Genomic DNA, 20,525 nt, shown 5'->3' on the forward strand with positions numbered 1-20,525 from the left:
GGGCTGATAAAAAGGGTATGCACATCGACGCACTCAAGACTCTGGTGGTAGACGCGCTGGAGGAACTCAAGGCCAGGGACATCGCGGTCCTGGACGTGTCCCGGCTGACCAGCGTGACCGAACTGATGGTGGTGGCCAGCGGTACGTCCAGCCGCCACCTGGCAGCACTTTCCGACAAGGTGATCCAGGCCGCCAAGGAGCGGGGGATGCCACCGCTCGGGGTCGAGGGCGAGAGCGGCGCCGACTGGGTGCTGGTAGACCTTGGCGACGTGGTGGTCCACATCATGCTGCCCGAAACCCGCGAGCTCTATGACCTCGAACGCCTCTGGGCAGACCTGCCCAGCGACGGGGTCGCCCTGGAGGAAGAGGCGCACGGCACCTCATGAGGGTGCGCCTGCTGGCGGTGGGCACCAAGATGCCCGACTGGGTGACCCGTGGCGTCGAGGAGTACCGCAAGCGCTTGCCCCGGGACTTCGCCCTCGAGCTCGAGGAGGTTGCCCCGGGGCCGCGGGGCAAGAACGCCGACACGCGCCGCGCGGTGGCCCTGGAGGCCGAGCGCCTCCGCGCCCGCCTGCGGGGGGGCGAGCACCTGGTGGCCCTGGAGGTCGGTGGCAAGGCCTGGAGCACCGAGCAGCTGGCGCGCCAGGCCGAGAGCTGGCGACTCGACGGCCGCGACGTGGCCCTGCTGGTCGGCGGTCCCGACGGCCTGGACCCGGCGCTGTCGGCGGCCGCCGACCAGCGCTGGTCGTTATCCCCCCTGACCCTGCCTCACCCGCTGGTGCGCATCCTGCTCGCCGAGCAGCTCTACCGTGCCTGGACCCTGATGGTCGGTCATCCCTACCACCGCTGAACGGCTCTAGCGTCCTCAAGGATATCGTCCCGCATGCGTCAGCAACGCGACACCCTGAAGAACACCGAACAGGAGCTGCGCGTCTTCCGCTGGCGGGCGCTGCTGGCGGTTCTGGTGGTGATCATCCTGACGGGCCTGCTCAGCGGCCGGCTCTTCTACCTGCAGGTCGTGCAGCACGAGGTCTACAGCACCCGCTCGGAGAAGAACCGGGTCAGGGTCGAGCCGCTGCCGCCCACCCGTGGCTTGATCTACGATCGCAACGGGGTCCTGCTGGCCGAGAATCGTCCCACCTACAACCTGACCCTGGTGCGCGAGCGGGTCGATGACCTGGATGCCACGCTGTCGTTGCTGGTCGAGCTGCTCGAGTTGCCCGAGGAGGAGGTCGAGGCCTTTCGCCAGCGTTCGCGCCAGCGCCAGCGCCCCTTCCAGCCGGCGCTGCTGATGAGCGATCTCGACGAGGCGCAGATCGCTCGGTTGGCGGTGAACCGCCACCGCCTGCCGGGGGTGGAGGTCGAGGCCCAGCTGCTGCGCTACTATCCCGATGCCGAGGACATGTCCCATGTGCTGGGCTATGTCGGGCGCATCAATGCCGAGGAGCTCAAGCGCCTCGACACCGGCGACTATGCCGGGACCCATTTCATCGGCAAGACCGGGGTCGAGCGCTTCTACGAGGAGCAGCTGCACGGCCAGGCGGGGCTGCGCAAGGTCGAGACCAATGCCCGGGGGCGAGTGCTGCGGGAGCTGGGCCGCACCGATCCGGTGCCCGGCGAGACCCTCACCCTGACCCTCGACAAGTCGCTCCAGCAGCTGGCCGTCGACCTGCTCGACGGTCGCCGTGGGGCCATCGTGGCCGTTGCCCCCCAGAGCGGCGAGATCCTGGCCATGGCCTCGGTGCCTGGCTTCGACAGCAACCAGTTCGTCACCGGCATCGATGTGGCGTCCTATCGGGCCCTGCAGCAGGACCTCGACCTGCCGCTGTTCAACCGCGCGATCCGTGGCAGCTACCCGGCGGGGTCGACGATCAAGCCGTTCATGGCCATCACCGGGCTCAAGGAGGGCGTGATCACCCCCGACACGACCATCTACGATCCCGGCTACTATCAGCTGCCCAACGACGATCGTCGTTATCGCAACTGGCTGCGCTGGGGGCATGGCCGGGTGGACCTGGAGCGGGCCCTGGCCGTCTCCAACAACACCTACTTCTACTCGCTGGCCCATGAGCTGGGCATCGACCGCATACACGACAGCCTGGCACAGTTCGGCTTCGGCCAGCGGGTCGCCGCCGACGTCGCCGGCGAAAGCCGGGCGCTGCTGCCGTCCCGCGACTGGAAGAAGGCGCGCTACAACCAGCCCTGGTATCCCGGCGAGACGCTGTCGGTGGGCATCGGCCAGGGCTACCTGCAGATCACCCCCCTGCAGCTCGCCACCGCCACGGCGGTGTTGGCCAATCGCGGCGACTGGGTGCAACCGCGCCTGGCCCTGGAAGTCGGCGGCGAGCCGGTGCCCACCGCGCTGCCGGAGACGCCCCCCGACGTGGAGTTGGCCAACGAGGCCTGGTGGGATCGCGTCTATGCGGGAATGGAGAAGGTGCTCTCGGGGCGTGAGGGTACCGCCCGGCGCTCGGGGGTGGGCCTTGACTACCGCATGGCCGGCAAGTCCGGTACCGCCCAGGTGTTCTCGCTGGGGCAGGATCAGCGCTACAACGCCGCGGAGCTCAAGGAGCGGCTGCGCGACCATGCCCTCTTCATGGCCTTCGCGCCGGTGGAGGATCCGCAGATCGCCATCTCGGTGATCGTCGAGAATGCCGGCGGTGGCAGCAGTCATGCCGCGGGCCTGGCCCGTCAGATGGCCGACTTCTGGCTGCTCGATCGCCAGGCCGGGAAGGCCCCGGTCGGCGAGGGCGAGCCCCCCGACGATTTCGTTACGGAGGATGGCTGAGATGGCGATGGCTGAGCTGACTCGGGGGTTGCGGGGGCGGCCCGTCAAGCCCCCCCAGAGCGGCATGTCGCGACGGCGCAGCCTCTGGGAGCGCATCCACCTGGATCCGTGGCTGCTGGGCATGCTGCTGCTGCTGATGCTTTCCGGTCTGGTGGTGCTCTACAGCGCCAGTGGCCAGCGGCTCGACGTGGTGATCGCCCAGGCCGTGCGCTTCGGGGTCGCGCTGACGGGGATGGTGATCATCGCCCAGTTCACACCCGCGACCCTGCTGCGCTGGGCCCTGCCGGCCTACCTGGCGGGCATGGCCATGCTGGTGGCGGTGGAGGTCATGGGCGACATGGGCATGGGTGCCCAGCGCTGGCTGGTGATCCCCGGGGTGGTGCGCTTCCAGCCCTCGGAGATGATGAAGCTCGCCGTGCCAATGATGGTGGCGGCCTGGCTGAGTCGTCGGGAGCTGCCGCCCGGCTGGCAGGATCTGGCGGTCTGCGCCGTGTTGATCGGCGCCCCGGTGCTGCTGATCGCCCGCCAGCCCGACCTTGGCACCTCGCTGCTGGTGGCCCTGGCCGCGGTCTTCGTGATCCTGCTGGCGGGGCTGTCCTGGCGCGTCATCCTCGCGCTCGGGGTGCTGGCGGCCTCGGCGCTGCCGCTATTGTGGGTGAACATGCACGACTACCAGCGCCAGCGGGTACTGACCTTCCTCGACCCCGAGAGCGATCCTCTGGGGGCCGGCTGGAACATCATCCAGTCGACCACCGCCATCGGCAGCGGCGGGCTCTGGGGCAAGGGCTGGCTGCAGGGCACCCAGTCCCAGCTGGAGTTCCTGCCGGAACGCCACACCGACTTCATCGTCGCCGTGCTCGGCGAGGAGTTCGGCCTGGTGGGCATGCTCGCCTTCCTGGCCCTGTACCTGATGATCGTGTGCCGGGGCCTGTGGCTGGCCGGTGCCGCCCAGGAGACGTTCGGGCGCCTGCTGGCGGGGAGCATCATCCTGACGTTCTTCATCTACGTGTTCGTCAATGTGGGAATGGTCAGCGGCATCCTGCCGGTGGTCGGGGTGCCCCTGCCGCTGGTCAGCTACGGCGGCACCTCCAGCGTGACCTTGCTGGCCGGTTTCGGTATTCTCATGGCCATCCATGCGCACCGCCGCCTGCTGCCGCGCTAGGCCCTTTCGCCCCGGTGGCAGGCACATGATTCAGGGAGAGACGGGATGACGGTGACGACGCTTTCACGGGGACGCAGGACGCTGGCCCTGGCGCTGGGCGGGCTGCTGGCCCTGGCGGCCGCGGGCGTATCGGCGGGGGACTTCGACCCGCGTCAGGGCGACGTCCGGGCGCTGGTGGATGAGGTGGCCGAGCGGGGCGTGGCCCGCGGCTGGCTCGAGGCGGCACTGGGACAGGCGGATTTCCGCCAGGAGGTGCTGGATGCCATGTCCAAGGCGGCCGAATACCACCTGGTCTGGCACGAGTACCGCGATATCTTCCTCGGCGAGGAGCGCATCGCCAAGGGCGCGGCCTTCATCGAGGCCCATCCCGCCGCCTTCGAACGCGCCCAGGCCGAGTACGGGGTGCCACCGGAGATCATCGCCGCCATCCTCGGCGTCGAGACCCGCTATGGGGAAGTGACCGGCGATCACCGGGTCCTCGACTCGCTGTCCACCCTGGCCTTCCATCATCCCCGCCGCGGTGACTTCTTCCGCGGCGAGCTGGCCGCCTTCCTGGAGATTGCCTATCGCCAGGAGGTCGCGCCGGACAGCATCGAGGGGTCCTACGCCGGTGCCATGGGCTATCCCCAGTTCATTCCCACCAGCTATCGCGCCTATGCGGTGGACTTCGACGGCGACGGCCAGCGCAACCTCTGGACCGACCCGGTGGATGCCATCGGCAGCATCGCCAACTACTTCGCCGAGCATCGCTGGCGGCCCGGCGCTCCCGTCTACCACGAGGCCGAGGGGCCGGCGACTCCGCCCGAGGGCATCGCCTTCAACCAGGCGAAGCCGCCGTCGATGAGCGTGGCCGAGCTGCGCGAGCGGGGCATCACGCCCCGGGACACGCTGGCCGCCGAGACCCGCGTGGTGCCCCTGGCACTGGCCATGGTCGACGGCACGACTCGTTACCGGCTGGGCCGCGACAACTTCTACGTGATCACCCGCTACAACCACAGCTACCTCTATGCCATGGCGGTGACCGAACTCGCCGAGGCGATCGCCGAGGCCCGGGGCCGCGCCCCCGGCTGGTTCGAGTCGACCGCCGCCGATCGGGAGGGGAGCCAATGAAAGCCTGGTGGCTGGTCGCGCTCGCGGCCCTGTGGCTCGGCGGCTGTGCCGGGGGCGGCGGCAGCCGTCCCGCCGACGTCGGGGGTGCCGCCGGGGCGCCGGGGATTGCCGGCGACGGCGAGCGCTACGCCATGAGCAGCGACGCCTATCCCGAGGAGCCGCCGGACGTCAGCCAGGTGCCCGATGCGGTACCGCGGGTGGAGGCACCCTCCCGGGCGGGCAATCGGGCCAGCTACGAGGTGTGGGGCAAGACCTATCACGTGCTGCCCGATGCCAGTGGCTACGAGCGGCGGGGCACCGCCTCCTGGTACGGCAAGAAGTTCCACGGCTACGCGACCTCCAACGGCGAGATCTACGACATGTACAAGATGAGCGCCGCCCATCGCTCGCTGCCGCTGCCCACCTATGCACGGGTCACCAACCTGGACAACAACCGCTCGGTGATCGTGCGGGTCAACGATCGCGGGCCCTTCCACAGCGAGCGGGAGATCGACCTGTCCTATGCCGCCGCGGCACGACTGGACATCCTCGATCGTGGCACCGGCCGGGTACGGGTCGAGGCCATCGACGCCCGCGACTGGCAGGCCCGGCGCGGCGACGCCGCGGCCAGCCGCGACCAGCCGGCGACGGCTGCCACCGTACCGAGCGCCCCCGAGGCCCGCTCCACCGAGGCCGGGCAGGGAGCGGCCAGCGGCGCGGTGAACGCGGCCAGCGGGGCGGGCGGGCCCGCCGCGCCCCAAGATCCCGCGGACGGTGGCCCCGCGGGGCACCGCCCGATCTACCTGCAGGTGGCCGCCCTGGGCTCGGCGGATAATGCTCGCGCCCTCAAGGTCAGGCTCCAGGCCTCGCTGGATCGCCCGGTGCGCGTAGCCAGCGCGGCGGGCATGCACCGTGTCCAGGTCGGCCCCCTCGAGAACTCGGCCCAGCTCGATCCGCTGCGTGGCGAGCTGCGCCGCGCCGGTTTCGACAAGGCCTTTGTCGTCGACGGTGCCGAGTGAGCTCGGCGTCCCGTCATCGTCCATCGATCACCCTGATGCACCCGAAGAGACCACCATCCATGAAAGTCCTGCGTTCGTTCCGTTTCCGCCGGCTCGTGCCGGTCCTGTTGGCCTGCCTGTCGCTGGTGGCGTCGCCGCTGCTGGCCCAGACGCCGCAGCCCCAGCAGCCACCGCAGCCCCAGACCATGATTCCGGCACCACCGCGGCTGGCCGCGACTTCCTGGATCCTGATGGACGCCGACAGCGGCCGCGTGCTAGCCCAGCACAACCCGGACGAGCGCCTGCCGCCGGCCAGCCTGACCAAGCTGATGACCGCCTACCTGGTGGAGCGTGAGCTGAACAGCGGCAATATCGCCCCCGATGACCTGGTGCCGGTCAGCGAGAAGGCCTGGCGGACCGGTGGCTCGAAGATGTTCATCGAGGTCGGCGAGCAGGTGCCGGTCAGCGAGCTGCTGCATGGCATCGTCATCGTCTCCGGTAACGACGCCAGCGTGGCCATGGCCGAGTACCTGGCCGGGGGCACCGAACCCTTCGCCGATATCATGAACCAGCACGCTGCACGGCTGGGAATGACCAATACCCACTTCGTCAACCCGACCGGGCTGCCCGACGAGAACCACTACTCCTCGGCCCGCGACCTGTCGCTGCTGGCCCAGCACATCATCAACGACTATCCCCAGCATTACCGCATCTACCGCCAGAAGCAGTTCACCTACAGTGGAATCGAGCAGCCCAACCGCAACCGCCTGCTGTGGCGGGATGCCAGCGTCGACGGCCTGAAGACCGGCTGGACCGAGGAGGCTGGCTACTGCCTGGTGTCCTCCGCCGAGCGCGACGACATGCGCTTGATCTCGGTGGTCATGGGCACCGCCTCCGAGGAGGCTCGCGCCCAGGAGACCCAGAAGCTGCTCAGCTACGGGTTCCGCTACTACGAGACCCTCAAGCTGTATGATCAGGGCGCCGTGCTCAACACGCCGCGCGTCTGGGGCGGTGACAAGAACGAGCTGCGTGTCGGGGTCGACAGCAATGTCTTCATGACGGTGCCCCGCGACCGCAATCAGGAACTCACCGCCAAGCTCGACCTCCAGGCGGACCTCACCGCGCCCATCGCCGCCGGCGAGACGGTCGGGCAGATGGAGGTGCGGCTCGGCGACGAGGTAGTCGGCGAGCGGCCGCTGCTGGCCCTGGAGGCCATCGAGGAGGGCGGTTTCTTCAAGCGCCTGTTCGACAAGGTGCAGCGCTTCTTCACCAACCTGCTGGGCGGTTTCTTCGACTGAGCCGGGCCGGCGCCTACCCGCGCCCTTGGTGGCAGGGCGCGGGTTGAGTAGAATGGTCGGGTATTCTTCCAGATGGGTGAGGGATGAACGACAAGACTCTGCGTGATCTTCGCCAGCCGTCCACCGGCCGTCGTGCCGGCAAGTCGCCGAAGATCACCTTTCCCTGCGATTATCCGATCAAGGTCGTGGGCGATGCCGCCGAGGACTTTGCCGCCATGGTATGCCAGGTGGTCACGCGCCACGCACCCGACTTCGATGCGCAGTGCATCCAGGTGGTGCCGAGTCGCAATGGCCGCTTCCAGTCCGTGCGGCTGACCCTGCGGGCCACCGGCGAGGTGCAGCTGAAGGCGCTGTTCACCGAGCTCAAGGCCAGCGGGCGCGTGCACATGGTGGTCTGAGGTGGAGCCGCTGCAGGTGTATCGCCTGGGCCGCCGCCCCTACGAGCCGGTGTGGCGGGCCATGCGCGATCTCACCGACGGCCGCGACCCCGCGACCCCCGATCAGCTGTGGCTGGTCGAGCATGACCCGGTGTTCACCCAAGGGCAGGCCGGCAAGCCCGAGCACCTGCTGATGCCCGGTGACATTCCCGTCGTGCAGACCGACCGCGGCGGGCAGGTGACCTACCACGGGCCGGGCCAGGTGGTGCTCTATCCACTGCTCGACGTGCGCCGCGCCCGGCTGGGCGTGCGCGACTTGGTGAGTGCCCTGGAGAACGCGACCATCGCCCTGCTCGCCGACTACGGGGTCGAGGCTCATGCCCGGCCGGATGCGCCCGGTGTCTATGTGGGCGAGGCCAAGATCGCCTCCCTGGGCCTGCGTATCCGGCGCGGGGCGAGCTTTCATGGCATTGCCCTGAACGTCGACGGCGACCTCTCGCCCTTCGCCCGCATCAATCCCTGCGGCTATGCCGGCATGGCCATGACGCGGCTGGTCGATGTGGCGCCAGCCTCGCCGGGCGTGGACACGGTCGCCGAGGCGCTGGCCGCCTGCCTGGCCCGTGAGTTGGGAAGAGAGCTGGTCGACGCAGCAACACAAAGGTAGGGGGCGACCCCGAACAAAAATCCCGAGGCCAGTGCCTCGGGATTTTTTTATGCCTCGCCGATCCGTGGCTAGCATGGGGATAAATGCTTGCGTTTGCTTTTCTGCTCGAACCTCGAACCTGTCCGCGTCAGCTCACATTGCGCGCGGGGATGAGGTTGGGGTCGTCGGTCGGCTGGCCCGGTACCTCGGCGGGGGAGGCCAGTTCCAGGCCCAGGTTGTTGTTCTCGAACACCCGGTCGGCTCGATAGCTGGAGCGTACCAGGGGGCCGGACGGCACCTCCATGAAGCCCTTCTCCAGGCCCTGCTGGCGATAGCGCTCGAACTCTTCCGGGGTGACCCAGCGTTCCACCGGCAGGTGGTTGCGGGTCGGGCGCAGGTACTGGCCGAGGGTGACGATGTCGACTCCGATGGCGCGCAGGTCGTCGAAGGTCTGGAGAATCTCGTCGTCGGTCTCGCCCAGCCCCAGCATCAGGCTGGTCTTGGTGATGACGTCCGGGCGATGGCGCTTGGCGTGGGCCAGCACCTCGAGGGTCTTGCGATAGCCGGCGCGGGGGTCGCGGACCCGCCGGGTCAGGCGCTCGACGGTCTCGACGTTCTGGGCAAAGACCTCGAGGCCGGAATCGACGACCCGCTCGATGGCTCTCGGCGCCCCGTCGAAGTCGGGGGTCAGGGCCTCTACCGCGACCTCGGGGGTGCGGGCCTTGATGGCGCGGATGCAGTCGGCATAGTGGCCGGCGCCGCCGTCGGGCAGGTCGTCACGGTCTACCGAGGTCAGCACGATGTAGCGCAGGCCCATGAGTTCCACGGATTTGGCGGTATTCTCCGGCTCCTCGGCATCCAGCCAGCCCTTGGGGTTGCCTGTGTCCACCGCACAGAAGCGGCAGGCCCGGGTGCACACCGAGCCCATCAGCATGATGGTGGCGGTGCCGTTGCTCCAGCACTCGCCCATGTTGGGGCAGTGGGATTCGGCGCAGACGGTGCTCAACCGGTGCTGGGCGACGTTCTTCTTCACGGCATCGAAGCGCTCGCCGCCGGGGATCTGGGCCCGCAGCCACTTCGGCTTGCGGCCGAGGGCCGGGCTCTCTTCGGTCTGCTGGCGCTGCTTCATGCCATCCTTGATGGCGGTCGCGCCGTGTTCGTTGCGATATTTCTCACCGCTGGACACATGCTTGGAGGTGTTGTTGCTCATCAGCTGGAAGCCTCTCCACTCGGCGTCGGGTCGCCAGGCGTGTGCGTCGTCCGGTGACGGCAAGCGGGGGACGGCCGGCGACAGGCGTGGCGTGTATCGGTCTTGGCGCGCTAAGTTACCATATTCGCGGCCTGGCTGGACAGGCGCTCAGTTCGCGGCCTCGGGCAGGCAGGCCACATCGTGGCTGGGCAGCGGGGCGGGGTCGGCACTGAAGTGGGCCTGCAGCTCGTTGAGGTGATCGCGCACGAAGCGCAGGAACAGCTCGGTCACCGGGGTGGGGAAGCGCTCCCGGTGATAGACGGTGCACCAGGAGTGGCGCAGCGGAAAGCCCGGCAGGTCGAGGCGCGAAAGCAGCCCGGCCTCGAGTTCCAGGCGCACCGCCAGGCGCGGCAGCACCGCGACCCCGAGCTGGGCCATGACGCCCTGCTTGACCGCCTCGTTGGTGCCCATCTCGATGGCATGGGACAGCGCCACGTCCTGCTCGGCGGCGAGTTCTTCCAGGGCGCCCCGTACGCCGGAGCCGGGTTCGCGCATCAGCAGGTAGTGACGGGCCAGGTCTTCCAGGGTCGGCCGGTGGGCCGCCAGCAGGGGGTGTCCCGGCCAGACCACCGGAATCATCTCGTTGTCGAGGATCGGCATGAACACCAGGTCCTCGTCCCGGGGCACTCGGGCCATGATCACCAGGTCGTCGCGCTGCTCGGCGAGGCGCTCGAGTGCCTGGGCGCGATTGCATACCCGCAGGCGGATCTGCACGTTGGGGTAGTGGGCGCGGAAGCGGGCCAGCAGGTGCGGCACCACGTACTGGGCGGTGGACACCGCCGCCAGGTTGAGTTCGCCGCTGATGGTGCCGTCGAGGTCCGAGAGGCTCATCTGCAGCCGGGCGACCTGGCCGAAGATGGCCCGCGCCGAAGCGGCCAGGGCATCGGCGGCGGGCAGGATGTGCAGGGTGCGCCCGGCATAGCGGAACAGCGGCTGGCCCAGGGCCTGTTCGAGTTGGCGGATCTGGGCACTGACCGCCGGCTGGGTCAGTCCCAGGGCCTCGGCGGCCCGGGAATAGGACTGGCGTTCGTGGACGGCGCGGAAGACCTGGAGCTGGCGGAAGGTGAGGCGGTTGAGCAGTTTGGGTGTGGTCATGGCATCGTCCAGTGGGGCGGGGCGCGGCGACGTCCGTGTCTGCCGTCCCGACATGCTAGCATCGCCTCTCTCTTGCAAGCCATCCGGAGTGACCATGTCAGGATCCCCCCCTGCGGTTTCCCGCCTGCTGGTCGTCGCGACCGGCCCGGGCGGTCTTCGCCTGCGCCAGGCCTGTGCCGAGCTCGGCCTGACGGCCATCCTGGCCAGTGGCAGCGCCGAGGCACTGGTGGCCCGTGCCCTCGAAGCGGGCTGCGAGGCCCTGCACCCCGGCGAGGGGGAGGCCGTCGAGCAGCTGGCGCTGGCCGAGGCCTGCCGGCGTGCCGGCCTGCGCTTCCTCGGCTCGCCGGCCCCCCTGCTGGCGGCCATGGCCGAGGGCGGGGGCATGCGCCGGCGGATGCGCGAGGCCGGGTTGCCGCTGGCCTCGGCAGTCGCTGGCCGGGAAGTGCGGATGTCCCTGCTGGCCGACGGCCAGGGCCGGGTCGTCTACCTGGCGCCGCGTCAGCGCCTGCACGAGGCCCTCTCGGTGGCGCCGCTTGACTGGCTGACCGCCGAGCGCAGCACCTACCTGGGCCGCCTGGCGGGACAGGGCGTCGCCGCCCTCGGGTTGACGGGCCTGGTGGAGGTGCGGTTTCGCGTCGAGGGCAATCGTCCGGGCTTCGCCGCCATGGCGCCGGGACCGACCGGCGACGAGGCCCTGGACGAGGCCCTGACCGGACTGGATCCGGTGGTCGAGCAACTGCGTGTACTGCTCGGCGGACGACTGCGGGAGCGCCAATCACGACTCGCGCAACATGGCCATGCCCGGCTCTGGCGCCTCTCGTTGCCCCCGGAGGCCGGGCTGAGTGGTGGGCCGGGGCTGCGCCTGGACCGGGCGCGCGGCGAGGCCAGCGCTCGCCTGCTGGCCTGGGGGCGTCGGGCAGAGGAGGCCCGATACCGGGCGTGGCGGGGGCTGGTCGAGCTGCTGGGAGAAGCGCAAGCGACCCGCTTGACCTTGATCTGAGCCCGGCGTCTCCGGACAGCATCTCGCCGGGAGCCAATTTTTTCGCTATATTGCACTGCAACAAAGTCGAGTCTCACGCGGCGAATGCCCTTCGCCTTCCCATGGCCACCCATGGAGTCCAATGATGAATTCCCTGATGCCGACCCTGCCGCCAGCCGCGCTGTCCTTCATGGACCCCTTCGGCTTCGGTCGCGCCGCCTTCGACTACTGGCGCGACGCCATGGAGCGCAGCACCCTCTACCTGGATGTCATGCGCCAGCGCGGCAACCAGTACCTGGAGCATATCGAGAAGACCAAGCCCAATGTGCTGGGCTTCGAGGCCGAGGTGCTGCTCGACGGGCGTGATCTGCCGCGCCCGGTGAACTACGAGCTGCTGCAAGTCTTGCCGCCGCAGGCGATGGAGACCGACCCCCAGATGCGGCCCTTCGTGGTCGTCGACCCGCGTGCCGGTCATGGCCCGGGGATCGGCGGCTTCAAGCCCGATAGCGAGCTCGGCGTGGCCCTGCGCGCCGGGCATCCCTGCTACTTCATCGGCTTTTTGCCGTACCCCGTGCCGGGCCAGACCGTCGAGGACGTGGTCGAGGCAGAGGTCGCCTTCCTGCGCCATATCATCGACCGGCATGCCGAGACCGCGGAGAAGCCCATGGTCGTCGGCAACTGCCAGGCGGGCTGGCAGATCATGATGGCCGCGGCCCTGGAGCCCGAGGTCTTCGGCCCGATCCTGATCGCCGGGGCGCCGCTGTCCTACTGGGCCGGCGAGCACGGCCATGCGCCGATGCGCTACACCGGTGGGCTGACGGGCGGCAGCTGGGTGACCGCACTGCTCGGTGACCTGGGGGCCGGACACTTCGACGGAGCCTGGCTGGTCCAGAACTTCGAGCGGCTCAATCCGGCCAATACCTGGTGGAACAAGCAGTATCGGCTCTATGCCAACGTCGATACCGAGGCCGATCGCTACCTGGAATTCGAGCGCTGGTGGGGCGGGCACGTGGTGCTGGGAGCCCAGGAGATCCAGTATATCGTCGACAACCTGTTCGTCGGCAATCGGCTCTCCACTGCCCAGCTGGTCACCTCGGACGGCCGGCGCATCGACCTGCGCAACCTGCGCTCGCCGGTGGTGGTGTTCTGCTCCCGGGGCGATGACATCACGCCGCCGCCCCAGGCGCTGGGCTGGATCCGCGACCTCTACGAGGATACCGACGACATCATCGCCAACGAGCAGACCCTGGTGTATTGCGTCCACGACACCACGGGCCACCTGGGGATCTTCGTGTCGGGCAGCGTGTCCCGCAAGGAGCATGCCGAGTTCACCGCCAACATGGACTATATCGACGTCCTGCCGCCGGGACTCTACGAGACCTCGATTTCCCGGGCCGAGGACCGTCCCGATGCCGAACTGGTCGAGCGGGACTACCTGCTCGAGTTCGAGACCCGCAGCATCGAGGAGCTCGACCGGGAGGTCCAGCATCGCCCCGAGGACGATCGGCGCTTCGCCACCGTGGCGCGCATTTCCGAGATCAACCTGGGGCTCTATCGGCTCTTCCTGCAGCCTTGGGTCCAGGCACTGGCCACCCAGGAGGCCGCCCACTGGATGCGCCTGATGCACCCCAACCGCATGGCCTACCGGCTGCTGTCGGATCGCAACCCGCTGATGGTGCCGGTACCGGTGATGGCCGACAAGGTGCGCCACGAGCGCCATGAGGTGGGCCAGGACAATGTCTACCGGGCCGTGGAGGGCATCCTCTCCAGCCAGATCACCCACGGCCTCGATGCCTGGCGCGAACTGCGGGACCGGACCAGCGAGCGAGTCTTCCTGGATTTCTATGGTCAGCCCCTGCTGCAGGCCCTGGTCGGCCTCGGCGGTGACGCCCATGTGCACCGCCGCCGTCCCGGTACCGAGCCGGAACACCGCCGCTTCGTCCAGCGTCGCCGTGAGGAGGTCCACGCCCTGGTCGCCGAGGGCGGCAGCCACGAGGCGGTGATGCGCTCGGTGATCCACGTGCTGGGGGGCGCGCCCGCCAGCGATGAGCGCAATTTCAAGCGCCTGCGGGCCTCCCGTGCGGAACTCGAGCCAGGAATCCGCCTGGCCGACTTCAAGCACCTGGTCCGCGAACAGTTCTTCATCCTCAATCAGGACCACAAGGCGGCGCTGGCGGCGATACCCTCGCTGCTGGCGGGGCAGAGTGCCGAACAGATCGAGGGGCACCTGGCGCATATCGAGCACGTGCTGGCCGCCAGCGGCGAGCTCAGCGAGCGCGCCGCCGTGCGTTTCGCGCACATCCAGTCGCTGTTCCGCCAGGCCAAGCCGGTCGGTAGCGGGCCGGTCTCGTCTGGCGTCGCGGCCGATGGCGAACCGGAGGACCTCAAGCCGGAAGAAGCCCCGGAAGACGCGGCCCCGCCGGCCGAAGAGACCGAGCTAGCGGCCCAGCCGGCAGAGGCTCCGGAAGACGCGGCCCCGCCGGCCAAAGAGACCGAGCCTGCGGCCCAGCCGGCAGAGGCTCCGGAAGACGCGGCCCCGCCGGCCGAAGAGACCAAGCCAGCGGCCCGGCCGGCATCGACTTCCAGCAACAAGCCGGTCTCCAGCCGTCGTCGCAGCACCAAACGCAAGGCGGCCCCACGCCGCCGGAGCCCGGGCAAGAAAGACGACTGACCAGGTCCGTTCGGCCACCCTCACGCCCCCGCCGGTTCGCCGGCGGGGGCGTTGCGTTGTCATCCCAGGCTTGTCGCCGTGGAATCAGCGGTCTAGGGTCATAGGCTCGGCCCGTCGTGACTGGCGCGATGGCCGACGCTGGGGTAGGGTAAGCGCATTTTTCACCCGTCGAGACTGGGCGGGCCGAAACCGTCCGGCGCGAGACCGCAGGCTCGCGCCTACAGAATTGTGGAGCACTATGGGCAAGTCACTGGTCATCGTCGAGTCGCCCGCCAAGGCCAAGACGATCAACAAGTATCTCGGCAACGACTTCATCGTGAAGTCGAGCGTGGGGCACATTCGTGACCTGCCGACCAGCGGCTCGGGCAAGGCGGCCTCGGACCCCAAGGAGCGTGCACGCCAGGCCGCGGCGACCCGCAAGATGTCCGCCGAGGAGAAAGCCGAGTACCGCAAGCGCAAGGCCCACGACCAGCTGATCCGGCGCATGGGTATCGATCCCGACCATGGCTGGGAGGCCAACTACGAGGTCCTGCCCGGCAAGGAGAAGGTGGTCGCCGAGCTCAAGAAACTCGCCGACAAGGCGGATACCGTCTACCTCGCCACCGACCTTGACCGCGAGGGGGAGGCCATCGCCTGGCACCTGCGCGAGACCATCGGCGGCGACGAAGCCCGCTATCGGCGCGTGGTGTTCAACGAGATCACCAAGAACGCCATCCAGGAAGCCTTCGAGGACCCGGGCCAGCTGAACATGCCGCGGGTCGAGGCCCAGCAGGCTCGCCGCTTCCTCGACCGGGTGGTGGGCTTCATGCTCTCGCCGCTGCTGTGGGCCAAGATCGCCCGTGGCCTGTCCGCGGGCCGCGTGCAGTCGGTGGCCATGCGGTTGATCGTCGAACGCGAGCGTGAGATCCGCGCCTTCGTCCCCGAGGAGTTCTGGGACGTGCACGCCGACCTGGCGCCATCGGCAACAGATAATGACGCGGTCGGCCCGGTACGCTTCGAGCTCACCCGCCAGGATGGCAAGGCCTTTCGGCCGACCTCCGAAGCCGAGACCCTCGAACGCATCGCTGCGCTGCGTAAGGCGGCGCTTTCGATCACCTCGCGGGAAGACAAGCCCACCCGCTCGAAGCCGAACGCCCCCTTTATCACCTCGACGCTGCAGCAGGCCGCCAGCGGCCGGCTGGGGTTCTCGGTGAAGAAGACCATGACGCTGGCCCAGCGGCTCTACGAGGCCGGCTACATCACCTACATGCGGACCGACTCCACCAACCTCTCGGGGGAGGCGGTGGCCGGGGTGCGTGATTTCATCGACGAAGAATACGGGGCGCGCTACCTGCCCGAGGCCCCCAATCGCTATTCCAGCAAGGAAGGCGCCCAGGAGGCCCACGAGGCCATCCGTCCCTCCGAGGTGACCCGCCGCGCCAGCGACCTGGCCGGCATGGAGCGCGATGCCGAGCGCCTCTACGAGCTGATCTGGCGCCAGTTCGTGGCCTGCCAGATGACCCCCGCCGAGTATCTCTCCACCACCCTGACGGTGGAGGCCGACGGCTATGAGCTCAAGGCCAAGGGGCGCGTGCTCAAGTTCGACGGCTATACCCGAGTCATGAAGCCCATGGGGCGCAAGGACGAGGACCAGTCCCTGCCGGATCTGGCCGAAGGCACGCCCATGCGCCTCGAGGCCCTGGATCCCCAGCAGCATTTCACCAAGCCGCCGGCGCGCTACACCGAGGCGAGCCTGGTCAAGGAGCTGGAGAAGAAGGGCATCGGTCGGCCGTCCACCTATGCTGCCATCATCTCCACGATCCAGGACCGCGGCTACGTCAAGCTGGAGAACCGGCGCTTCTACGCCGAGAAGCTCGGCGATATCGTCACCGAGCGCCTCAAGGAATCCTTCCCCGACCTGATGGACTACTCGTTCACGGCGCGCATGGAGGACAGCCTGGACGAGGTGGCCGAGGGCGAGCGACGCTGGCGCGAGCTGCTCGATGCCTTCTATGCGGAATTCCGCGAGGAGCTGGCCCAGGCCGAGAGCGAGGACGGCATGCGGCCCAACCAGCCGGTGCCCACCGACATCGACTGCCCGACCTGCGGGCGCAAGATGCAGATCCGCACTGCCTCCACCGGGGTCTTTTTGGGCTGCTCCGGCTACAACCTGCCGCCCAAGGAACGCTGCAAGACCACCATCGACCTGCTGCCCGGGGACGAGGCGGTGGCGGCCGACGCCGGCGAGGATGCCGAGACCGACGCCCTGCGGGCCAAGCATCGCTGCCCGAAGTGCGGCACCGCCATGGACAGCTACCTGATCGACGAGACTCGCAAGCTGCATATCTGCGGCAACAGCCCGGACTGTGACGGCTACGAGGTCGAGCAGGGCAAGTTTCGCATCAAGGGCTACGACGGGCCGACCATCGAGTGCGACAAGTGCGGCAGCGAGATGCAGCTCAAGTCCGGGCGGTTCGGCAAGTACTTCGGCTGCACCAACGAGGCCTGCAAGAACACCCGCAAGCTACTGCGCAGCGGCGAAGTGGCGCCGCCCAAGATGGATCCCATCCCGATGCCGGAGCTGGCCTGCCAGAAGGTCGAGGATCATTATGTGCTGCGGGACGGGGCGAGCGGCCTGTTCCTGGCGGCGAGCAAGTTCCCCAAGAACCGCGAGACTCGTCCGCCGCTGGTCGCGGAGCTCAAGGCTCACGCCGAGGAGCTGCCGGAGAAGTATCGCTACCTGCTCGATGCACCGAGCGAGGACCCCGACGGGCGGCCCGCCCAGATCCGCTTCTCGCGAAAGCTCAAGGAGCAGTTCGTGATGACCGACGACAACGGCAAGGCCACTGGCTGGAAGGCAACCTACGCCGATGGCCGCTGGCAAGTGGAGGACAAGCGCAAGTGACGCCCCGATCGCGTACCAACCAGCTCCTCTACCAGGCCGAGTTGCTGCTGGCGACGCCATCCGGCGACGACGAGCATCGCGAGGCCCGGCGCATGGCCGGCGAGGAGGGCGCGCTGGCCCTGCTGGAGCTGGCCCTCGAGTCGCTGCTGCGCGAGGTGACCGAGCATGCCGCCCTCGAGCGCCATGACTGGCGCGAGTTGCTGGATCCCCAGGGAGCCTCGCTGGCCGAGCTCGAACGGTTGCGCAGCCTGGCGGTCCGGCCCGAGAGCTGGCTGGCCAGGCTGCTCTCCCGGCTCGAGGCCCTGCATTCCAGCGAGGGCGTGGCTCGCCGTTCCAGTGGCGCCGCCCAGGGGCTGATCGCCGTGGGCAGCGCCGCGGCCCTGCACGAGGAACTCCGCGAGTGCCTGGACGAGGCCAAGCGGGAGATCGCCGCGCTGCGCGAGACCAGCGAGGAGTGGTAGCGGGGCGGTGACCAGCACCGCTACCAGGGGGATGAGAGATGCCGCCATAACCGGTACACTCTCGCCCCTTTTCCCCTGACCGGACCCCTCCCTTGATCGCTACCGCCAACGTCACCATGCAGTTCGGGGCCAGGCCCCTGTTCGAGAACGTCTCCATCAAGTTCGGCCGCGGCCACCGTTACGGCCTGATCGGTGCCAACGGCTGCGGCAAGTCCACCTTCATGAAGATCCTCGGCGGCGACCTCGAGCCCTCGGCCGGCCAGGTGATGGTCGATCCGGGGGCCCGGCTCGGCCGGCTGCGCCAGGACCAGTTCGCTTTTGAGGAGGAGCGGGTCATCGACACCGTGATCATGGGCAACCGGGAGCTCTGGGAGGTCGCGGCGGAACGCGAGCGCATCTACTCGCTGCCGGAGATGAGCGAGGCGGACGGCATGGCGGTGGCCGATCTGGAAGTGCGCTTCGCCGAACTCGATGGCTACACCGCCGAGGCCCGGGCCGGCGAGCTGCTGCTGGGGCTGGGCATCCCGCTGGCCCAGCACGGCGGGCCGATGAGCGCGGTGTCGCCGGGTTGGAAACTGCGGGTGCTGCTGGCCCAGGCGCTGTTCGCCGACCCCGACGTGATGCTGCTCGATGAGCCCACCAACCACCTGGATATCAGCACCATCGGCTGGCTGGAGGAAGTGCTCAGGGCGCGCAACAGCACCATGATCATCATTTCCCACGACCGCCACTTCCTCAACAGCGTCTGCACGCACATGGCGGACCTGGACTATGGCGAGATCACGCTGTTTCCCGGCAACTATGACGACTACATGACCGCCGCCACCGCCGCGCGGGAGCGCCAGCACGCCGACAACGCCAAGAAGAAGGCCCAGATCGCCGAGCTGCAGGCCTTCGTCAGCCGCTTCTCGGCGAATGCCTCCAAGGCCAAGCAGGCGACCTCGCGGGCGCGCCAGATCGACAAGATCAAGCTCGAGGACATCAAGCCCTCCAGCCGGGTGAGTCCCTTCATCCGCTTCGAGCAGGGCCGCAGGATCCACCGCAATGCGGTCAACGTCGAGGCGATCACCAAGGGCTACGGCGGCGTCCCGCTGTTCGAGCGGCTCTCGCTGACCGTCGAGGCCGGCGAGCGCATCGCCATCATCGGCCCCAACGGCATCGGCAAGACCACCCTGCTGAAGACCCTCGGCGGCGAGCTGGCCCCCGATGCGGGTGAGGTTCGCTGGACCGACAGTGCCGAGCTCGGGGTCTTCGCCCAGGATCACGGCGACGACTTTGCCAACGACGCGACCCTGTTCGAATGGATGGCCCAGTGGACCGATGGCGGCGAACAAGTGGTGCGTGGCGCCCTGGGGCGCATGCTGTTCTCCAGCGACGACATCGACAAGTCGGTGAAGGTCATCTCCGGTGGCGAGGCGGGGCGCATGCTGTTCGGCAAGCTGACGCTGACCCGGCCGAACGTGCTGCTGATGGACGAGCCCACCAACCACCTGGACATGGAATCCATCGAGGCCCTCAACCTGGCGCTGGCGCACTATCCGGGCACTCTTGTCTTCGTCAGTCATGACCGCGAGTTCGTTGCCTCGCTGGCGACACGTATCATCGAGATGAGCGAAGAGGGCATCAGCGACTTCACCGGCAGCTATGACGACTACCTGAAGAGCCAAGGGCTCTACGGCTAGCGAGCGGACCGTCGGGGCCGGGGTGGAGGTGTCGCCCCGCTATCAATGGCGGTCGTTCCAGTGGCGCTGCATCTCGAGGAAGGTCAGCGATGCCGACCAGGTGATCAGCATGAAGCCGGTGAGTGACTCGGTGCCCATCAAAAAGCGCAGCGGCCCCTCGGGATACACATCCCCGTAGCCCAGGGTGGTATAGGTGATGGCCGAGAGATAGATGTAGTCGAGGCCGTTGACGATGGCGGTCCCGGCGACGCTGGCCGAGGTGGTCGCCTCCAGCCACCAGGCGGTCAGGCCGAACAGCCAGATTTCCACCACATGGGCGCCGAGCAGGCCGAACATTAGGCCCAGAAAGCGTCGCCGCCGGGTCGGCGACGTCCGCCGCATCAAGCCGCTGAGGACACTCGATACTTCATAGTGCAGCAGCACGCAGATCACCACCAGGATGATGGTAGCACCCGCCGCGGTCAGGTGGCTGATATCCAGCAGGGCATCGGTCAAGCGGGGCTCCTTGTCGCAGCGGGGGGGAGGGCGGGCCCTTGGGAGTCCGGCGCCCATGGCCTTGATCTGTATCATGCCGAGGTGGCATCTCTTGGCTAGGATATCAGTAGCAACCCCCAACGGGCACGGCGAGGGCATCGGGTCCTGGTCGCGACGATTCAGCAGGGAGGAGATGACCATGCGCTTCCATCAGGTCCGGGAACTGGTGAGCTGGGCGGCCGACTATCATGGTCGGCTTCAGGCGGCCTACAGCCGGCTCGCCGGCGGAGAGGTGACGGAGCGGGTCCGGCTGGCGCTGGATTACCTGGCCGATCATGAGCGGCGCATGCAGCGCGATCTGGAGGAGTACCTCGCCGACGGCAGCGACCATCGCAAGGTGCTCGACACCTGGTTCGACGACCCCAACGACTTCCCCCATGCCCCGGTCCTCGAGCGGCTGCCCGGCGATATCGGTTCCACCGGGGTCGAGAACGTGCTGGCCACGGCGCTCACCATGCATCGTACCCTGCAGGATCTGTATCGCCACCGTGCCGAACTAGCCGGTGGCCAGGCGGAGCGCGAATTCTTCACGGCCTTGGCCGAGGGCCAGGACGCCGAAGTCCGTCGCCTGTCCCGGGACATGCTGAGACTCGAAGACTACTGAGCAGGCGACGC

At 68.4% G+C, this 20,525-nt stretch carries 18 protein-coding genes; 15 read left to right on the forward strand and 3 right to left on the reverse strand.

Annotated features, from left to right (window positions below; translation table 11 throughout):
- The first annotated feature begins 17 nt into the window (after positions 1-17).
- From rsfS to lipB, 9 genes are all read left to right on the forward strand, one after another.
- The gene (rsfS, locus tag EKG36_RS06830; RefSeq protein ID WP_126482380.1) at positions 18-386 is read left to right on the forward strand and encodes a ribosome silencing factor; all 369 of its coding nucleotides are present in this window, start codon (positions 18-20) and stop codon (positions 384-386) included.
- Positions 383-850 (forward strand): 23S rRNA (pseudouridine(1915)-N(3))-methyltransferase RlmH, encoded by a 468-nt coding sequence (gene rlmH / locus EKG36_RS06835; protein WP_126482382.1) that lies wholly within the window; start codon positions 383-385, stop codon positions 848-850. The genes rsfS and rlmH overlap by 4 nt, the downstream gene beginning before the upstream one ends.
- A gap of 33 nt (positions 851-883) precedes the next feature.
- The gene (gene mrdA / locus EKG36_RS06840) at positions 884-2,788 is read left to right on the forward strand and encodes a penicillin-binding protein 2 (protein WP_126482384.1); all 1,905 of its coding nucleotides are present in this window, start codon (positions 884-886) and stop codon (positions 2,786-2,788) included.
- A 7-nt stretch (positions 2,789-2,795) separates the two neighbouring features.
- Complete coding sequence (gene rodA / locus EKG36_RS06845; RefSeq protein ID WP_425459580.1) at positions 2,796-3,950, forward strand: rod shape-determining protein RodA; 1,155 nt, start codon at positions 2,796-2,798, stop codon at positions 3,948-3,950.
- 45 nt (positions 3,951-3,995) lie between these two features.
- Positions 3,996-5,060, forward strand: a complete 1,065-nt coding sequence (gene mltB, locus EKG36_RS06850) for a lytic murein transglycosylase B (protein WP_126482388.1) — start codon at positions 3,996-3,998, stop codon at positions 5,058-5,060.
- Complete coding sequence (locus EKG36_RS06855; protein WP_126482390.1) at positions 5,057-6,058, forward strand: septal ring lytic transglycosylase RlpA family protein; 1,002 nt, start codon at positions 5,057-5,059, stop codon at positions 6,056-6,058. The genes mltB and EKG36_RS06855 overlap by 4 nt, the downstream gene beginning before the upstream one ends.
- Positions 6,059-6,117: 59 nt before the next feature.
- A complete protein-coding gene (locus tag EKG36_RS06860; RefSeq protein ID WP_246007446.1) occupies positions 6,118-7,335 on the forward strand; it encodes a D-alanyl-D-alanine carboxypeptidase family protein in 1,218 nt (405 codons plus the stop codon).
- An 83-nt stretch (positions 7,336-7,418) separates the two neighbouring features.
- Entirely contained in the window at positions 7,419-7,733 is a 315-nt protein-coding gene (locus EKG36_RS06865) for an HP0495 family protein (protein WP_126482394.1), read from the forward strand.
- Position 7,734: 1 nt separating this feature from the next.
- Complete coding sequence (lipB, locus tag EKG36_RS06870) at positions 7,735-8,376, forward strand: lipoyl(octanoyl) transferase LipB (RefSeq protein ID WP_126482397.1); 642 nt, start codon at positions 7,735-7,737, stop codon at positions 8,374-8,376.
- Positions 8,377-8,503: 127 nt separating this feature from the next.
- On the opposite strand, the gene lipA is transcribed toward lipB, so the two are convergent.
- Positions 8,504-9,565 (reverse strand): lipoyl synthase, encoded by a 1,062-nt coding sequence (gene lipA / locus EKG36_RS06875; protein WP_126482399.1) that lies wholly within the window; start codon positions 9,563-9,565, stop codon positions 8,504-8,506.
- A gap of 147 nt (positions 9,566-9,712) precedes the next feature.
- The gene (locus EKG36_RS06880; protein ID WP_126482401.1) at positions 9,713-10,699 is read right to left on the reverse strand and encodes a LysR family transcriptional regulator; all 987 of its coding nucleotides are present in this window, start codon (positions 10,697-10,699) and stop codon (positions 9,713-9,715) included.
- 94 nt (positions 10,700-10,793) lie between these two features.
- Between EKG36_RS06880 and EKG36_RS06885 the strand changes: the two genes are divergently transcribed.
- From EKG36_RS06885 to EKG36_RS06905, 5 genes are all read left to right on the forward strand, one after another.
- On the forward strand, positions 10,794-11,699 hold the full coding sequence (locus tag EKG36_RS06885) for a biotin carboxylase N-terminal domain-containing protein (protein WP_185827495.1): 906 nt from the start codon (positions 10,794-10,796) through the stop codon (positions 11,697-11,699).
- A gap of 124 nt (positions 11,700-11,823) precedes the next feature.
- Positions 11,824-14,349, forward strand: coding sequence for a DUF3141 domain-containing protein (locus tag EKG36_RS06890; protein WP_126482405.1), 2,526 nt, complete (start codon positions 11,824-11,826; stop codon positions 14,347-14,349).
- Positions 14,350-14,587: 238 nt separating this feature from the next.
- Positions 14,588-17,233, forward strand: coding sequence for a type I DNA topoisomerase (gene topA, locus EKG36_RS06895; RefSeq protein ID WP_126482407.1), 2,646 nt, complete (start codon positions 14,588-14,590; stop codon positions 17,231-17,233).
- Entirely contained in the window at positions 17,230-17,694 is a 465-nt protein-coding gene (locus tag EKG36_RS06900; RefSeq protein ID WP_126482409.1) for a DUF6586 family protein, read from the forward strand. Before topA ends, EKG36_RS06900 begins: the two co-directional genes overlap by 4 nt.
- Before the next feature lie 92 nt (positions 17,695-17,786).
- The gene (locus EKG36_RS06905) at positions 17,787-19,376 is read left to right on the forward strand and encodes an ABC-F family ATPase (RefSeq protein WP_126482411.1); all 1,590 of its coding nucleotides are present in this window, start codon (positions 17,787-17,789) and stop codon (positions 19,374-19,376) included.
- A gap of 42 nt (positions 19,377-19,418) precedes the next feature.
- On the opposite strand, the gene EKG36_RS06910 is transcribed toward EKG36_RS06905, so the two are convergent.
- Positions 19,419-19,871, reverse strand: a complete 453-nt coding sequence (locus EKG36_RS06910; RefSeq protein WP_126482413.1) for an ion channel — start codon at positions 19,869-19,871, stop codon at positions 19,419-19,421.
- A 178-nt stretch (positions 19,872-20,049) separates the two neighbouring features.
- On the opposite strand from EKG36_RS06910, the gene EKG36_RS06915 reads away from it, so the two are divergent.
- Positions 20,050-20,514, forward strand: coding sequence for a 2-hydroxyacyl-CoA dehydratase (locus EKG36_RS06915; protein ID WP_246007447.1), 465 nt, complete (start codon positions 20,050-20,052; stop codon positions 20,512-20,514).
- Positions 20,515-20,525 lie beyond the last annotated feature (11 nt).

It is taken from the genome of Halomonas nitroreducens, from assembly GCF_003966155.1.
GTDB classification, from domain to species: Bacteria; Pseudomonadota; Gammaproteobacteria; order Pseudomonadales; family Halomonadaceae; genus Halomonas; species Halomonas nitroreducens.

Coding starts and splice junctions, on each gene's coding strand:
- EKG36_RS06915 (WP_246007447.1), top strand. CDS start 20,050: ATGCGCTTCCATCAGGTCCGGGAACTGGTGAGCTGGGCGGCCGACTAT.
- mrdA (WP_126482384.1), top strand. CDS start 884: ATGCGTCAGCAACGCGACACCCTGAAGAACACCGAACAGGAGCTGCGC.
- topA (WP_126482407.1), top strand. CDS start 14,588: ATGGGCAAGTCACTGGTCATCGTCGAGTCGCCCGCCAAGGCCAAGACG.
- EKG36_RS06860 (WP_246007446.1), top strand. CDS start 6,118: ATGAAAGTCCTGCGTTCGTTCCGTTTCCGCCGGCTCGTGCCGGTCCTG.
- EKG36_RS06865 (WP_126482394.1), top strand. CDS start 7,419: ATGAACGACAAGACTCTGCGTGATCTTCGCCAGCCGTCCACCGGCCGT.
- mltB (WP_126482388.1), top strand. CDS start 3,996: ATGACGGTGACGACGCTTTCACGGGGACGCAGGACGCTGGCCCTGGCG.
- rodA (WP_425459580.1), top strand. CDS start 2,796: ATGGCTGAGCTGACTCGGGGGTTGCGGGGGCGGCCCGTCAAGCCCCCC.
- rsfS (WP_126482380.1), top strand. CDS start 18: ATGCACATCGACGCACTCAAGACTCTGGTGGTAGACGCGCTGGAGGAA.
- EKG36_RS06880 (WP_126482401.1), bottom strand. CDS start 10,699: ATGACCACACCCAAACTGCTCAACCGCCTCACCTTCCGCCAGCTCCAG.
- lipA (WP_126482399.1), bottom strand. CDS start 9,565: ATGAGCAACAACACCTCCAAGCATGTGTCCAGCGGTGAGAAATATCGC.
- EKG36_RS06855 (WP_126482390.1), top strand. CDS start 5,057: ATGAAAGCCTGGTGGCTGGTCGCGCTCGCGGCCCTGTGGCTCGGCGGC.
- EKG36_RS06890 (WP_126482405.1), top strand. CDS start 11,824: ATGAATTCCCTGATGCCGACCCTGCCGCCAGCCGCGCTGTCCTTCATG.
- rlmH (WP_126482382.1), top strand. CDS start 383: ATGAGGGTGCGCCTGCTGGCGGTGGGCACCAAGATGCCCGACTGGGTG.
- EKG36_RS06885 (WP_185827495.1), top strand. CDS start 10,794: ATGTCAGGATCCCCCCCTGCGGTTTCCCGCCTGCTGGTCGTCGCGACC.